Source organism: Pseudomonas sp. MF6747, assembly GCF_963890955.1.
Lineage (GTDB): Bacteria > Pseudomonadota > Gammaproteobacteria > Pseudomonadales > Pseudomonadaceae > Aquipseudomonas.
The window spans coordinates 38,548-53,313 of the sequence record NZ_CAWPSZ010000011.1 but is presented as its reverse complement, the minus strand read 5'-3'; the positions used below and the strand labels follow the sequence as shown (position 1 = coordinate 53,313).

Sequence of the window (14,766 nt, the reverse complement as noted above, 5' to 3'; positions counted from 1 at the left end):
CATGGCCGAGCATGCGATGGAGTCCAAGCTCCGTCCCGCGGTGGAGCTTTACACGGTAGCAATTTGCATCGCTGCCGCAGTACTGTGCGTGTACTCGCCCTGGGCTGTGGCCCTGTCACCCGAGATCGGGCTGGTTGCGGCGCTGGCCTATACCCTATTCGGCCTGATCCGCCTGCGACAAGCATGGGAGGTGTTGCGCTATCGGCGCAATATCCGTCGGCTATCCCGCTACGAGCTGACCAGTCGGCAGATTCCGGTCAGTTGTAAGCGTCTGTTCATGGGCCGCGGGTTTCGCTGGACCCGCCTGCATACCCAGCGCTTGGTCGAGGCTCAGGATCCAGCGGTCGCACATTATGTCGACCAACCGACCTGCTATCGCCTGGCCCGTGGACTCGAACGGTCCCTTGAGCATGCACCGTTTCCGCTATCGACATTGGCTCGTGTCACCGCCTGGGACAGTGCCGTCAATCCGTTGCGCCCTTTACCACCGGTAGGAGGCTCGCCATTGCTGCATGGGGTCGAGCCCGATGAGACGCAAGTCAGTCTGCCACTGGGCGAACGGGTCGGTCACACGCTGGTGCTGGGCACAACCCGCGTCGGCAAGACGCGACTCGCTGAGGTGTACATCACCCAGGACATTCATCGCATTGAACATGAGGTAGTGATTGTCTTCGACCCGAAGGGCGATGCCGACTTGCTCAAGCGCATGTACGTCGAAGCCAAACGCGCCGGCCGGGAGAAAGAGTTTTATGTCTTCCATCTGGGCTGGCCAGAAATCTCCGCCCGCTACAACGCGGTGGGACGTTTCGGACGTATTTCTGAAGTGGCATCTCGCATCGCTGGGCAGCTCAGTGGTGAAGGTAACTCTGCGGCCTTCCGTGAGTTCGCATGGCGTTTCGTCAACATCATTGCCCGGGCTTTGATCGAATTGGGCCGGCGTCCGGACTACCTGCAGATCCAGCGGCATGTGGTCAACATCGATGCGCTGTTCATCGAATACGCCCAGCAGTTTTTCGCCAAGACCGACCCGAAGGCGTGGGAAGTGATCGTCCAGCTCGAAGGTAAGCTCACAGAGAAGAACATTCCCCGGCATATGATAGGACGCGAAAAGCGGGTGGTGGCCATCGAGCAATACCTGGCGGTGAAGCGTGTATTTGATCCCGTAATGGACGGACTGCGTTCAGCGGTGCGCTACGACCGCACTTACTTCGACAAAATCGTGGCCTCGCTACTGCCGCTGCTGGAGAAACTCACTACCGGCAAGACCGCTCAGTTACTGGCTCCCAACTACACCGACCTGGATGACCCGCGGCCGATATTCGACTGGATGCAGATCATCCGAAAACGCGGCATCGTCTACGTTGGCCTGGATGCGCTGACTGATGCCGAAGTGGCCGCCGCCGTGGGCAATTCAATGTTCGCCGACTTGGTCTCGGTAGCGGGACATATCTACAAACATGGCATTGACCATGGGCTGCCTCAATCTGGCAACGCTGGTGACAAACTGCCAATCAACCTACATGCCGATGAGTTCAACGAGTTGATGGGCGATGAGTTCATTCCGCTGATCAACAAGGGGGGCGGTGCCGGTATCCAGGTAACCGCCTATACCCAAACCCTCAGCGATATCGAAGCACGTATAGGCAACCGCGCCAAGGCCGGCCAGGTGGTGGGCAATTTCAACACCCTACAGATGCTGCGGGTGCGCGAAACCGCAACCGCGGAACTACTCACCCAGCAGTTGCCCAAGGTTAATGTGCTGACCAAAACATTGGTCTCGGGTGCGACCGACACCTCCGATCCGGAGGCCAATACGGACTTCACCTCGTCCTCACAGGACCGTGTCAGCAGCACCAGCGTTCCGCTGATCGAGCCTGCTCACATCGTCAGTTTGCCCAAGGGGCAAATGTTCTCCTTCCAGGCCGGTGGTCAGCTCTGGAAAGTCCGCATGCCGTTGCCAAAACCCTCCAACGACGATGCCATGCCCAAAGACCTGCAGGAACTAACTCAACGGATGCGAGCGGCCTACAACGCGCAGGCGGGACAATGGTGGAGCGCCAGTGGTGGCGGCCCAACTACCAACTTCGATTTAGATCAGGTGGGATAGCCCGGCCCCACCACAGGTTTCGATCAACCGAATACGCACTCGGCAGGAGTCATGCCTAAATCAAAATCTGCAGAGCGTAATGGAGTGAACGATGGCGACTTTCGCCCACAAACAGCCACCACAACCGATCCACCGCCCGGGGTTGATTATCTCGGCAATCAGCCTAGTCCTGCGCATCATCGGTGCGCTAATGGCGTCGTTGGTGTTTTCGATCCTCATCGAGTTCGCCGGCCTGCTGCTGGTCTGGGGCGATCAGGGTTGGCATCACAGCCAGGCAATGTTGAATAGTGAATTGGGATGGCTCAGCGAGCACTTCAAAGATTCACTCATCCTCCAACAACCTGGACAGACGATTGGCCGGTGGCTGGATTTCCTCAATCAGTGGCTTCTGGTCAAAGCTGGCTTTGCGGATTTTACCCAGCAGGCGCGAGTGTCAAGCCAAGGCAACGGCCCTTGGGGCTGGATCAACCAGCTTTACGTGAGCATTGAGGATTTCGTGCTGGCCGCAGTTTACGTGACCTTTACCTTCGTGGTACGCCTGACCATTCTGGTCCTGGCCGCCCCACTGTTTCTAATGACCACGTTTACTGGTTTTGTCGATGGGTTGATGCGACGCGACCTGCGCAAGTTTGGGGCAGGTCGCGAAAGCAGTTTTGTCTACCATCGTGCTAAACGAGCCGTGACAACAGTGCTGCTCGTGCCCTGGATCATTTATCTGTCTCTCCCCTTTTCGCTCAATCCACTCGCTATTTTTTTACCGTGCGCCGCAATGTTGGGGATAACAACGGCGATCACCGCCGCAACATTCAAGAAATATCTTTAAAATTTGACGCCCCTTTTTTTCAAAGCATTAGATATGACTGGAGTTCGTACTCGCTTTTTTGCAGGCCGTGACGATTGCACTCATAAAATCCTGGTACTTAGGCTGAATCCAGTCACCTCGCTTCTGATGTTCAGAGAAGGGTTTCGAAAACATGAAATTAACCATGCCTTTGATTTGATGCTCCGTATCAGCTGTCCCAAACTCCACCCCCGCACTCTCGACATATGAATGTCGATGCCGCAGGACATCAGAGAGCGTATCGTCCAGCGTTTGCCCTACTAAAACATAACCGGCTTTCTGCTTATATTGCCGGGAACCGTCACATACCTGCAACATATCGACATCCCCTAGGCCTAACAAAGTCCCCTTCTTATTGAAGTTATTAAGATCCGCTAGAGCATCCGCCATTGGACCACTCCCAATCGGAAGGGCATCAGGGTTATGCTGTGACTGCTTAATTATCGCGCGCTCAACTCGACTAGTGAGCACAAACTTAACATACCAGGGATCAAAATATTTCAATGGCAAGTCATCAGGTATTTCCCGATATGCAATACCTAGAGGAATTAGCACACCAAAAGGAGCCTCGAGATCTTTTTTCCAACTCAGCTCTTCTATTCTTTTAAAATATTGAGTGAGGTATACATCGTCATCATGCACCGCCTCCAGAACGCTCACCAAATGCTCAATCGACTTAAAGCCGATCCAAGTCATACGCAGACCTGTATCAGCGAAAAACAACCGAAGCTCTTCGAGGGCACTTAATGCGTCAGCAGATTTAATATTTCCACGACGCCCCATATGCTCATATAAGGCTACAGGAGTCACAGCCAAGTAGGTTTCTCGGTCGCTCCAGCCTGTTACAAATCTGGTGAACGCAGTATATGATAACGCCTGCAAATCACGATTCGGCTTAGTTGCTCTATGTTTAAAAGACTGAATTATGCTGTTATCAAGAACCAAATGCATTGGTCCTTCTAGCTCGTAACTGACAGCGTATTTTCTTGCGAATTTCTCAGTCGATATATAAAACTCAAGAATTTCGTGGTCAGTGCGGCCACGCAGACACTCTGCGACCTCAACTATCAATTTTTCTTTAACTCCTTCCACCACTATCATCCTTAACGACAACTGAATAAAAACCGATCGTAGCCAGCTCGATTAATTTGCTGACGTTCACTCTTCCCTCGGAGATCTTAATTCCAGACCAACGTCGGGACCACCACAATGTCCGTTTTTCCTATTCGTGTTCTCATGCTCACTGTGATCGCATTTCACAGCGACTGCTTTGCTGCGGGCGAGCATGAGCAGCAACTCAGTCTACTCATCCGACAGCTAGATACTCTCGACACGTTGGTACTACGGGTCTCGCGTGACGAAGCACCAGAGTCAAATACACGTTACCGCTTTGACTATCCCCGCCTAACTCAAGACATCCAGCGCATCCGCCAGGGTGTGCAGGACTATCTCTCCCCCTCTCGCGCTCAACCCCGCGACTCCACTGAGTTGGTCGGAGAATACCGTCTCGACACCCCATCCGCAGAGTCCTCGCCGTGAGCATGACTGACGCCCAGACCGCCGCCTTTCAAAACGCTTCCGGCTTCTCGGCACAGAGCAGCTCGAAACTGTGGCTGTCCTTGGTTCTCGTCCTGGCTTTGCTGTGGTGTGCCTGGGTGATGTGGACGGCTTACCGGGGCTGGGCGACAGGAAGCATGCGCTTTGGTGCCTTTGGCGGCAGTGCTGCGCGCGTACTGCTCGCCTTGCTGATTTTGATGTTCTTCACCCTGTCCTAATATCGGAGATCGCGATCATGCTCAAGTGCCTTGTCCCTATCAAAAACAACCTGCGTGATCGTACAAGCCAACGCTTGATCGGTCTGCTGCTGGTCCTTGGTCCAGGCCTAGCTTTTGCCGAACTACCGACCATGGAGGCGCCTTCCCGAGGCGAAGGTTCCGGGCTGATCGAGACGATCAAAAACTACGCCTACGACGGCGGCATTTTGCTCGGTCTACTGATTGCCCTGCTCGCGTTTCTCGGCGTGGCCTGGCACTCCCTGACCGTATTCGCCGATGTCCAAAACCAGCGCAAGACCTGGAAAGACCTTGGCGCGGTAGTTGGTATCGGCGCCCTGTTGGTAGTGATCATCATCTGGTTCCTCACCAAAGCTGCCGCGATTCTGTGAGGTTGGCATGAACGACACTATCGAACGCCTTGCCGACGGCACTTTGGTCTTTCTGCCAGAGCGACTCAATCGTGATCCAGCCGTATTGCGCGGTTTAACCAATGATGAAATGTGGGTAGCCCTAGGCTCCGGCGCCGTCATTGGCCTGCTGGTGGGCATTCCTCTGGCGATCGTCACCGCCTCGATTGCCGTGGCGCCGACCAGCATGATCGCAGGCATGACAGTGGTCTTATTGATCGGGGGCACGCTACTGCGTCGGGCCAAACGGGCTCGTCCGGAGACCTGGTTGTACCGCAAGCTCGAATGGATACTCGCCAGCCGTTGGCGCCTGGGGCGTGGAAGTTTGATTCTCCACTCCGGTGCCTGGACGGTTCGCCGTTCACGTCGACTGCGCCCTGCCCTGTCCCGGTGGCAGCCATGAGTCGATTTCGAAACAAGGTCGATGCCCAACAGGCCCATATCTTCAGCCTGCGTCTGGCGATAGTGATGCTCGCCCTGCTCAGCGCCGGACTATGGTATGGCTGGCGCTCAGCACCAACCGATCTGACCGTGCACGTCCCCCCTGATCTGCGCTCGGGCAGCACGCGCAAGTGGTGGGATGTTCCCCCAGAGAATGTGTATGCCTTTGCCCTTTACATCTTTGGCCAACTCAACCGCTGGCCCTCGGATGGCGAGCAGGATTATCGCCGCGCCATCTATGGCTTGCAGTCCTACCTGACACCCGCCTGCAAGGCCTTCCTCGACGGCGACTACGAGTATCGCAAGGCCGCCGGCGAACTGCGTCAACGGGTGCGTGGCGTCTACGAAATTCTAGGCCGAGGCTACAGTGAAGATCCGGAACTGCGGGTCAAGCAACTCGATCGCGACAGTTGGTTGGTCACACTCGACCTTAACGCTGATGAGTATTACGCCGCCGAACCGGTGAAACGGGTGGTCGTGCGTTATCCGTTACGGGTGGTGCGTTTCGATCTGGACCCCGAACGCAATAAGTGGGGCCTTGCACTGGATTGCTATCAGGGTACGCCGCAAAAAATCTCACTGCCTGAAGGTGATCCATGAAGCGGATTTCTACCCTGGGACTCACCCTCACACTGATGCTATCGGGCGCTGCAGCGCAGGCCGTCGAACTGATGCACTGGGAACGCCTACCGCTCGCGGTCCCACTGGTGATCAATCAGGAACGAGTGGTCTTTGTCGATGAAGCTGTTCGTGTCGGCGTGCCTCCCACTCTGAAGGATAAACTGCGCGTGCAATCAACCGGAGGCACGCTGTACCTGCGCGCGTCGGAAGCCATTGCACCGACACGACTGCAACTGCAATCGGTCAAGACGGGCGAGATCATCCTCTTGGATATCGCGGCCACGCCTGGCGATCAACCCCTGGAGCCCGTGCGTATTCTCAAGAATGCTCCGATGCAAGCTATCGAGTCTGAATCGAGCACCGTCCCTGTTCCAGAACGTACGCCGATCCCGGCCGCTTTGACGCGCTACGCCGCGCAAAGCCTGTACGGCCCGCTGCGCACCGTGGAGTCCCTGCCCGGCGTACGCCGCGTCCCGCTCAAGCTGCGCACCGAACTGCCGACCCTGCTGCCGAGCGAAAACGTTTCCAGCACACCCATCGCCGCCTGGCGGCTCGGTGACTATTGGGTGACGGCCGTGAAGTTGCGCAATCGAGGTACAGCGACGGTGCAACTAGATCCGCGTCAGCTTCAGGCAAAGCTGTTCGCCGCGACCTTCCAGCATGCTTTCCTCGGGCCGGTCGGCAGTGCGGAAGACACCACGATTGCGTACCTCATCACTCGCGGTGCCGGCCTCGAACACGCCGTGATGCTTCCGCCCGTTGCGCGAGGTGCTTACGATGAAGGCTAACGCCTTGCTCAAATGGCTGGTACCGGCTGCGCTGCTGGGCGTGGTGCTGATCATCATGAAAAGCTGGGTCGCGGGAGGCAGCACACCTTCTCCAGAGCACCCAGTTGATCAGGGCGATATTCAATTATCTGCCGAGCAAGCCAAGTCGCTCGGCATTGCGGGCGATACCCCACGCGATACCGTCGCCACCCTGGTCGGCCAGGTGAAGGCCATGCGCAGCGACATGCTCGGTTTGAAGAAGCATAACGATTCACTACAAACAGAGAACAACCGCCTGCGCGAACGGGAAAACAGTGTCGATTCGCGTATCCAGACGGCGCTTGGCAGCGTGACACAGCAGGTCGACGAAGGCCGTCGACAAGCCAACGAGGCCCGACTTAAAGCAGAACTAGACAGTCGTCAGGCTCGCGGTCTACTAACGCAATTGCAGGAGCAGTTGTCGGGGCTGGCCGGCAAAGGCAAGGACATGCCGATCGGATTGGGGCTTGAGCCGGGCGATGGGGACCAGTTCGAAGGGCTGCATTCTGCCAACGATGCGCTGCAGTGGATTGAACCTTCGGATGCTCCCTCCACCGAAGCCCGAGGCAAAACCAAGACCTCCTCCGCACCGAGTCTGCCTACTGCCTTCAACTCACTGGAGGGTTTGAAGGACAATGCCATCGACCGCAGCCAGAAGCAGTTACGCGAGGTCACCAAGGGTGAGCGTGACCTGACGCGATCCGGTGATCGTACCGAAGGTGCGAAGCCGGTCTACACCATTCCCGAAAATGCGACATTAATGGGCTCGGTCGCCATGACCGCGCTGATTGGCCGAGTCCCGGTGGATGGCACCGTGAATGATCCCTATCCCTTCAAGGTGCTGGTCGGTCCGGAGAACCTGACGGCCAACGGCATCGACCTGCCAGACGTCGCGGGTGCTGTGATGAGCGGCACGGCGTCCGGTGACTGGACCCTGTCTTGCGTACGCGGACAGGTCGAGTCGATCACTTTTGTATTTACCGATGGCACCATCCGCACGGTGCCTCAGCCGAAAGCGGTAGCCAGCCGCAATGCCTCCACCACCCAGAGCTCAAACACCGACAAGATCCGCGGCGGACTCGGTTACCTGTCCGATCCGTATGGCATTCCCTGCATCGTCGGCGAGCGCCGCTCGAACGCCCAGCAGTACCTCGGTAGCCAGAGCCTGATCACTGCTGCCGGCGCGGGCGTCGCTGCATTGCTCGGGAATGAGCAAAACAACAGCAGCGTGATCAGCTCGGGCGGCAGTGCCTTCGGGGTCACCAGCAGCAGTGGCAATAGCGCACTGAATTCAATTCTCAGTGGTGGGGTCAGCGACATCCGAGAGTGGGTCAACAAACTGTATGGCGAAGCCTTTGCGGCCGTGTACGTGCCACCGGCAGCAGAAGTAGCACTGCACCTCGACCATGAGATCACCATCGACTACGAGCCTAAGGGCCGGAGCGTTCGCCATGAAAAAGATCCTACCTCTCTATCTGACCTGGATTAGCTTGCTCTGCTGGGTCCTGACGGGGTGTTCCACAGACAAGGACACACTTTTGCCGCATGGCGAGCAAACCATGCTGGACATCTGGAACGGTGCCGGCTCACAGGGTACTCAACAGCTACTGTTGGATGCTCGGCAACAGTTGCGCCGCCCGTTGGCTCAAACAGATCTCTCCGCTGCGCTCCAGGAACCGTATACGCGTACAGCAGTGAATGAAATTCGCAACCTGTTCCCTCGTCTACCCAATCCTGATTTGGTGATGTACGTGTATCCGCATCTGAGTGGTACCGAGCAAGCACCAGTGCCGGGGTACTCGACCGTCTTTCCATTCTATCAACGGGTGCAGTACGCAATGCCGGGTGAACGCCAGGAAGATCTGTAATGTGTAGCGACGATGCGGGAAACCGCTCTTCTGCATGGAAAGCCTGGCGCAACCCATTGCGCCCACGCGCCACATTTGCCGATGAAGCTGCGTTATATGCGCACAACCCCAGCTTCACCGATCATCTGCCGTGGGTCGAATACCTCGACACCGAGCAGTGTTTTCTACTAGATGACAATCAATCTGTGGGGGCGGTGTTCGAGTTACTGCCCATCGGCACAGAAGGGCGCGAACCCGATTGGCTAATGGCAACCCGCGATGCCATAGAAGATGCCCTGCAGGATAGCTTTGACGAGCTGGATCAAGCGCCATGGGTGGCGCAGTTTTTCTGCCAGGACGACAACGACTTCACCCCCTACCTGACCAGGCTCACCGACTATATTCAGGACAACGCCCGGGGCACGGTTTTCACCGAAGCGTACCTAGAACTAATTCACAGACATCTGAAAGCCATCTCCAAGCCCGGCGGCCTGTTCGAGGATAAGGCAGTCACGCGCCTGCCCTGGCGAGGAAACAGCCGTCGGGTGCGATTAGTGATCTATCGCTGGCTTGAGTCTGAGGGTGAGGAGGCGGGACTCAACCCAGTGCAATCGCTACAACAAACTTGCGAACGTGTCGCTGTTTCGTTGCAGGCGTGCGGGGTGCAATCGACGCGAGTCGATGGCCGAGGTTTGTATGCATGGTTGCTGCCCTGGTTCAATCCAGCCCCCAAGCTCACAGATGAATCGCCCGAACATTTCTACCGCCGCGTGGCCTATCCGGAGTCTGGCGAGAGCGAGTCGCTGGAACTGCCCTTCGATCACGACTTTGCCGAACGGTTGTTCTTCAACGAACCGCGTTCGGACGTGCAGCATGGACTCTGGTTTTTTGATGATCAGCCCCACCGGGTCATGGTGGTAGATAAACTGCGCCGGGCGCCATTGATTGGTCAACTCACTGGCGAAATCCGCAAGGGAGACGCGGTGAATGCCCTGTTCGACCAGTTACCCGAGGGCACGGTGATGAGTCTGACCTTGGTGGTCAAACCGCAGGATGTACTCGAGGATCAGTTGAACCGTCTAGCCCGCAAAGCGATCGGTGAGAACCTTGCCTCGACCCAGGCCCGTCAGGATGTTGAAGAGGCTCGTGCGATCATCGGCCGTCAGCACAAGCTTTACCGTGGCACGATGGCGTTTTACGTGCGCGGTCACGATGAACAGCAGTTGCACCAACGCTCAGTCGGCCTAACGAACGCGCTGCTGGGTGCGGGGCTACAACCGGTGCGTGAGGGCGATGAAGTCGCCGCCTGCAACAGCTACCTGCGTTGGTTACCGATGGCTTACAGCCCAGCCCGCGACACACGTAACTGGTACACACGCCTGATGTTCGCCCAACACCTGGCAAACCTCGTTCCAGTCTGGGGCCGCAGCATTGGCACCGGCCACCCGGGTATCACGCTGTTTAATCGTGGTGGGTCGCCTCTGAGCTTTGATCCGTTGTCACGTTTAGACCGGGCAATGAACGGCCATCTGCTGTTATTCGGCCCCACCGGCGCCGGCAAGTCAGCGACCCTAGTCACCTTGTTGATGCAGATCATGGCTATATACCGCCCTCGCCTATTTATCGTAGAGGCTGGCAACTCGTTCGGCCTGCAGGGTGACTACTTCGCCACACAGGGCTTGTCGATCAACAAGGTCCAATTAAAACCTGGCGCCCCGGTCAGTCTTGCCCCATTCGGCGATGCCTGGCGCTTGGTCGAACAACCAGATCAGGTGGCGAGCCTTTCCATTGATGAGTGGGACGATGAAGCAGTAGCCAGTCGCGAGGACCAGCGCGATGTGCTCGGCGAGTTGGAAATCACCGCTCGCCTGATGATCACCGGTGGCGAGGCTAAGGAAGAGGCGCGACTGAGTCGAGCTGATCGCAGCTTGATCCGCGAGTGTATTCTCGATGCGGCGCAAATCTGTGTCGCAACGAACCGTCAGGTACTGACCCGCGATGTGCGCAACGCTTTACTGCGCGTCGCCACAGACTCGCGCTTACCGGAAAAACGTCGCGAACGTGCACAGGAAATGGGCGAGTCCATCGATCTCTTTTGCCAGGGCTTCGAGGGTGAGCTCTTCGACCGTGAAGGCACCCCGTGGCCGGAAAGCGATGTGACCATCGTCGACCTCGCCACTTACGCTCGCGAAGGCTATGAGGCTCAGATGTCCATTAGCTACATCAGCCTGATGAACACCGTAAACAACCTCGCCGAGCGCGACCAGTACTTGGGCCGACCAATCATCATGGTCACCGACGAGGGGCACATCATTACCAAGAACCCGCTGCTGGCGCCCTTCGTGGTCAAGGGCACGAAGATGTGGCGCAAGCTCGGCGCCTGGTTCTGGCTGGCGACGCAAAACCTTGCCGACTTTCCAACGGCTGCGCAGACCATGCTCAACATGATCGAATGGTGGATTTGCTTGAATATGCCGCCCGCGGAGATTGAGGAAATCGCACGGTTCAAAAAGCTCACGTCTGCGCAAAAAGCCTTGCTGCTGTCCGCTGGCAAGGAGCCGGGGAAGTACACCGAAGGGGTCGTGCTATCGAAAAAAATTGAGACGCTGTTTCGGGCCGTACCACCCAGTCTTTATCTCGCCCTGGCCATGACTGAGCCCGAGGAAAAAGCCGAGCGCTGGACATTGATGCAGGAGAACGTCTGCTCCGAGCTGGAAGCGGCATTTCGGGTAGCGGAACGAATCGATAGAGCGCGAGGAATAGACCCTGTATAGGTAAATCTATTCAGCGCTCTAAAACGAGATAACGGTTATTGCCGTACTCCCCGGAGACGCTGCTGAACCCTCAACAAAAATCCGGCTTCAAAGGCATCCTGACAGTCACCGACAGGGAAGGACTTGCGGGTTTGCGCCAGCTCCCACCACAGCGGAATTTCGCCAGGCGCATCAAGCCAAGCCTGGGCGCATTGCACGCCACGCTCAATCATTGAGGAAAATTCGCTACCCCACGGCGTCAAAAGACTTGGACAACCATCCGCCGGCGGAATTGAAATGTAGTTTTCGTCCATATACACCCTAAATTTCTGATTTATTTTCAGACGCAAAGGCCAGCTTCGAAAACATATAGGCTCTAGGTACCAGCCATAAGCATTCAAATCGCATAGAGCAATGCTAATGCAGACTATATCCCGTGGATTGAGAGTCCCTCAAGGCGCAATTTGCGCGCATGACTCAAGACTACGAACAGCTTCGTCTGCGGCTGGCGGAAAATATCCGCTTGATGCGACGCGTGAAAAACCTTAGCCAGGAGCAGCTCGCGCTCATGGCCGAGGTGGATCGCACCTACGTCAGTCAAATCGAACGATGCACGGGCAATCCGTCGCTGTTGGTTCTGTGCAAGCTCGCCAATATTTTGGAAATTACGGCAGATCAGTTACTTGTGGAACCCGACATCCTGCGCAGCTTCCTTCACGTCAAATAATAGTCTCACGTCTCGCAAACCCGATACACCCGCTTCCATAATTTCCGCTGACAATCTCCAGCCCCTCACCGAATCTGCCCAGGCCATACATATTGAGCCTGGATTATGACTGCCGTCTGCTCGTCAATATCTCCCGCAAAGCTAAGACCCTTGGCACTGAGCATCCTGCTGGCATGCGGTCCAAGCATGGCGCTGGACACCGGAAGCATCACGTCCTCCGTGCTTTCGCCAGACTGCCTCGAATACAGGGTCGTCGGCATTTGCTTCTGGCTGCTCTGCACACCGTTCGGCTGCACAGTCAAAACCTCGACCAAGGTTCGTCATTTCATTCCTGAACTGGTGGTCTCAAGCTACACCGCCACGGGCAATAACCCCTGGATCGAGATGGCCACCCTTTCCTCTCCCGTCAGCGGTGCGGAAGGTGGCGGCAACCTTATCACCCCGAACCCCCACCGCAACAACCTGCCCCGGTTCAAAAACGTCGATGGTATAGGCCACCCTGGCGGATGGGCAGCCACGCAACTGGCTTCACAATCCGGCTACGCCTGCGCCAGCGGCGCAACTGCATTCATGCCCTACTATTTGAGTACCTTGGACTCACTGGCCTGGCGCCATGGCATCCCGGAAAATTTCTACCCCGAGTCACTTGTGCCAGGGGTCCGCGAAGTCGGTAGTCAAGTTTTAGGAAACATGTGGGGCAACGTTTATCCCCGGCAGGGTTTTCTGGTACAGCCCGACGATTTCAAGGCAGCCGCAGTCATGGCACAACGGGCCGGTGATGTAGTTACCCGAAACTGGCAGCCGCATGTGTACTTACCACTCACACCAGCCAGACACGACGGCTACTGGCCACCTGGCCCGATCGTCGAAAACGACGCTTCGACCCACAAATGGCAATTGCTCTCCCCCCAAATTCAGCCCACGTGCGCCATCTTCCCCAGCAATCCAGTCCAGAGCGCGGATGGCGGATACGCCTGGTCGCTTTGGCGTCCCTATAGCTGCTGCAAACGTGAGGGGCAGACCTTTCTGTTCAGTATCGACTTCGAAGGAGGTGCTTCATGAGCCGGCTTCTCGCACGACCATGGTTGGGCGCGATGAGTCTGTTGTTCTGTGGACTGCTTGCCATGGCCACGCATGCCCACTCCGCCGAAGACGATTACCGCCTGGGCACTCAAGGCGAAGTGCTCGATGACCGCGTGATGTACACCATTGGTGGCGGCTCGGCAGTCGGTTCACCGAGTTCGCTCTATCGACCCAGTGGTCTCGGTGTCGGTGGTTCTTGGCGAGCGAACATGATGTGCGGAAACATGAGCCTCACCAACACCCTGCAAAACCAGCTGAACGGCGTCACCGAAGGTTTTCAGCAGATCATGGGTAGCGTCGTGCAGAACGCGACCCAAGCGGTGATGTCGCTGCCGGCGTTGATCATCCAGCGCGCCAATCCAGGACTCTATGAGTTGCTCAGCAACGGAGTGATGCAAGGTCGTATCGACTTCGACCGTTCCAAGCTGACCTGTCAGGCCATGGCCGAAAAGATGGCGGACAAAGTAGGTCAAGCCGGCTGGGGTGCACTGGCCAAGAACCAAGAAATGCAAGGCAACCTGGAGCAAACCGGCGGCGATGCAGTGGCCGCGGTGAAAAATACCGAGGCCCATAACGGCAACAATGGAGTGACCTGGGTCGGCGGTTCGAAGGCTGGTGGTGATGGGCAGACGCCCATTCGGGTGACCTCCGACGTGGTGCGTGCGGGCTACAACTTGCTGCATAACCGGACGGTGGACGACAGTGCCTCGATCAGTAGCAGCGATTGCCTGGGTGGCGCTATTTGCCAGACATGGACCTCGCCCCAAGAGGAATCCGAATGGGCCGTTCGAGTGTTGGGTGAGAGCGAAGTCGCGACCTGCGATAGCTGCGAAACCCTGCGTGCGACCGCAGGCAGTGGACTGACGCCGCTGATCCAGGAGGCCTATAACGAGCGCCTTAAGGCCTTGCAAGGGCTGTTGTCTGGCTCTCTGCCCCCTATCCCTGACAACCTGGCGAAAGCCTCCAGCCCGATGCTGCCGGTGAGCCGTGGTGTGATCGAAGCCCTGCGCGACGATCCCGATCAGGATCTGCTGGCACGACGCCTGGCTAGTGAGACGGCCCTGTCCAGCGTCCTGGACAAGGCACTGCTGCTACTGCGCACACTACTGGCAGGCAGTCACGAACCCAACATCGCCTCCGCCGAGCCGGCCCAGACCGCCTTGACGAAAAACATCGACGCTTTGGAGCGTGAAATACGCCTGCTGCAGACCGAACTGCAGGTTCGACAAATGCTGGCTACCAACACCGCCAGCCTCGTGCTCGATCGACATGCGGGTGGTGCCGAGGCTTCGCGCACCGTCGAGCAAGGTGACCCTGAGCCGGGTCGACTCAATGATGCTGACGCCAGGCGCAAGTGA

The 14,766-nt window shown here is 57.1% G+C and carries 16 protein-coding genes; 14 read left to right on the top strand and 2 right to left on the bottom strand.

What is annotated here, in order from left to right:
• The first annotated feature begins 1 nt into the window (after position 1).
• Positions 2-2,107, top strand: a complete 2,106-nt coding sequence (gene traD / locus AACW30_RS12235; RefSeq protein WP_042558362.1) for a type IV conjugative transfer system coupling protein TraD — start codon at positions 2-4, stop codon at positions 2,105-2,107.
• A 91-nt stretch (positions 2,108-2,198) separates the two neighbouring features.
• On the top strand, positions 2,199-2,930 hold the full coding sequence (locus AACW30_RS12230; protein ID WP_042558361.1) for a TIGR03747 family integrating conjugative element membrane protein: 732 nt from the start codon (positions 2,199-2,201) through the stop codon (positions 2,928-2,930).
• 27 nt (positions 2,931-2,957) lie between these two features.
• On the opposite strand, the gene AACW30_RS12225 is transcribed toward AACW30_RS12230, so the two are convergent.
• Complete coding sequence (locus tag AACW30_RS12225) at positions 2,958-4,040, bottom strand: hypothetical protein (RefSeq protein WP_042558360.1); 1,083 nt, start codon at positions 4,038-4,040, stop codon at positions 2,958-2,960.
• 117 nt (positions 4,041-4,157) lie between these two features.
• On the opposite strand from AACW30_RS12225, the gene AACW30_RS12220 reads away from it, so the two are divergent.
• The 9 genes from AACW30_RS12220 to AACW30_RS12180 are packed head-to-tail and all read left to right on the top strand — an operon-like array spanning position 4,158 to position 11,619.
• Positions 4,158-4,487: an integrative conjugative element protein, RAQPRD family gene (locus AACW30_RS12220; protein WP_042558359.1), complete on the top strand. Its 330-nt coding sequence runs from the start codon at positions 4,158-4,160 to the stop codon at positions 4,485-4,487.
• Positions 4,484-4,723 carry a TIGR03758 family integrating conjugative element protein gene (locus AACW30_RS12215; RefSeq protein WP_042558358.1) on the top strand — a complete coding sequence of 80 codons (240 nt, stop codon included), beginning with the start codon at positions 4,484-4,486 and terminating at the stop codon, positions 4,721-4,723. Before AACW30_RS12220 ends, AACW30_RS12215 begins: the two co-directional genes overlap by 4 nt.
• Positions 4,724-4,740: 17 nt before the next feature.
• Entirely contained in the window at positions 4,741-5,112 is a 372-nt protein-coding gene (locus AACW30_RS12210; RefSeq protein ID WP_042558357.1) for a TIGR03745 family integrating conjugative element membrane protein, read from the top strand.
• A gap of 7 nt (positions 5,113-5,119) precedes the next feature.
• On the top strand, positions 5,120-5,533 hold the full coding sequence (locus tag AACW30_RS12205) for a TIGR03750 family conjugal transfer protein (RefSeq protein ID WP_042558356.1): 414 nt from the start codon (positions 5,120-5,122) through the stop codon (positions 5,531-5,533).
• Positions 5,530-6,171 carry a PFL_4703 family integrating conjugative element protein gene (locus AACW30_RS12200; RefSeq protein WP_042558355.1) on the top strand — a complete coding sequence of 214 codons (642 nt, stop codon included), beginning with the start codon at positions 5,530-5,532 and terminating at the stop codon, positions 6,169-6,171. Before AACW30_RS12205 ends, AACW30_RS12200 begins: the two co-directional genes overlap by 4 nt.
• Positions 6,168-6,980: a TIGR03749 family integrating conjugative element protein gene (locus tag AACW30_RS12195; RefSeq protein WP_042558354.1), complete on the top strand. Its 813-nt coding sequence runs from the start codon at positions 6,168-6,170 to the stop codon at positions 6,978-6,980. The genes AACW30_RS12200 and AACW30_RS12195 overlap by 4 nt, the downstream gene beginning before the upstream one ends.
• Positions 6,970-8,487, top strand: coding sequence for a TIGR03752 family integrating conjugative element protein (locus AACW30_RS12190; protein WP_042558353.1), 1,518 nt, complete (start codon positions 6,970-6,972; stop codon positions 8,485-8,487). The genes AACW30_RS12195 and AACW30_RS12190 overlap by 11 nt, the downstream gene beginning before the upstream one ends.
• Entirely contained in the window at positions 8,450-8,866 is a 417-nt protein-coding gene (locus AACW30_RS12185) for a TIGR03751 family conjugal transfer lipoprotein (protein WP_042558352.1), read from the top strand. Before AACW30_RS12190 ends, AACW30_RS12185 begins: the two co-directional genes overlap by 38 nt.
• On the top strand, positions 8,866-11,619 hold the full coding sequence (locus tag AACW30_RS12180) for a conjugative transfer ATPase (RefSeq protein WP_042558351.1): 2,754 nt from the start codon (positions 8,866-8,868) through the stop codon (positions 11,617-11,619). The genes AACW30_RS12185 and AACW30_RS12180 overlap by 1 nt, the downstream gene beginning before the upstream one ends.
• Before the next feature lie 35 nt (positions 11,620-11,654).
• On the opposite strand, the gene AACW30_RS12175 is transcribed toward AACW30_RS12180, so the two are convergent.
• Positions 11,655-11,912, bottom strand: a complete 258-nt coding sequence (locus AACW30_RS12175) for a LasR-specific antiactivator QslA (RefSeq protein ID WP_042558350.1) — start codon at positions 11,910-11,912, stop codon at positions 11,655-11,657.
• 158 nt (positions 11,913-12,070) lie between these two features.
• On the opposite strand from AACW30_RS12175, the gene AACW30_RS12170 reads away from it, so the two are divergent.
• The 3 genes from AACW30_RS12170 (at position 12,071) to AACW30_RS12160 (ending at position 14,766) form a co-directional block, all read left to right on the top strand.
• Positions 12,071-12,325 (top strand): helix-turn-helix domain-containing protein, encoded by a 255-nt coding sequence (locus AACW30_RS12170; RefSeq protein ID WP_042558349.1) that lies wholly within the window; start codon positions 12,071-12,073, stop codon positions 12,323-12,325.
• Positions 12,326-12,430: 105 nt separating this feature from the next.
• Positions 12,431-13,387, top strand: a complete 957-nt coding sequence (locus AACW30_RS12165; RefSeq protein ID WP_042558348.1) for a TIGR03756 family integrating conjugative element protein — start codon at positions 12,431-12,433, stop codon at positions 13,385-13,387.
• Positions 13,384-14,766 (top strand): integrating conjugative element protein, encoded by a 1,383-nt coding sequence (locus AACW30_RS12160; protein WP_042558347.1) that lies wholly within the window; start codon positions 13,384-13,386, stop codon positions 14,764-14,766. The genes AACW30_RS12165 and AACW30_RS12160 overlap by 4 nt, the downstream gene beginning before the upstream one ends.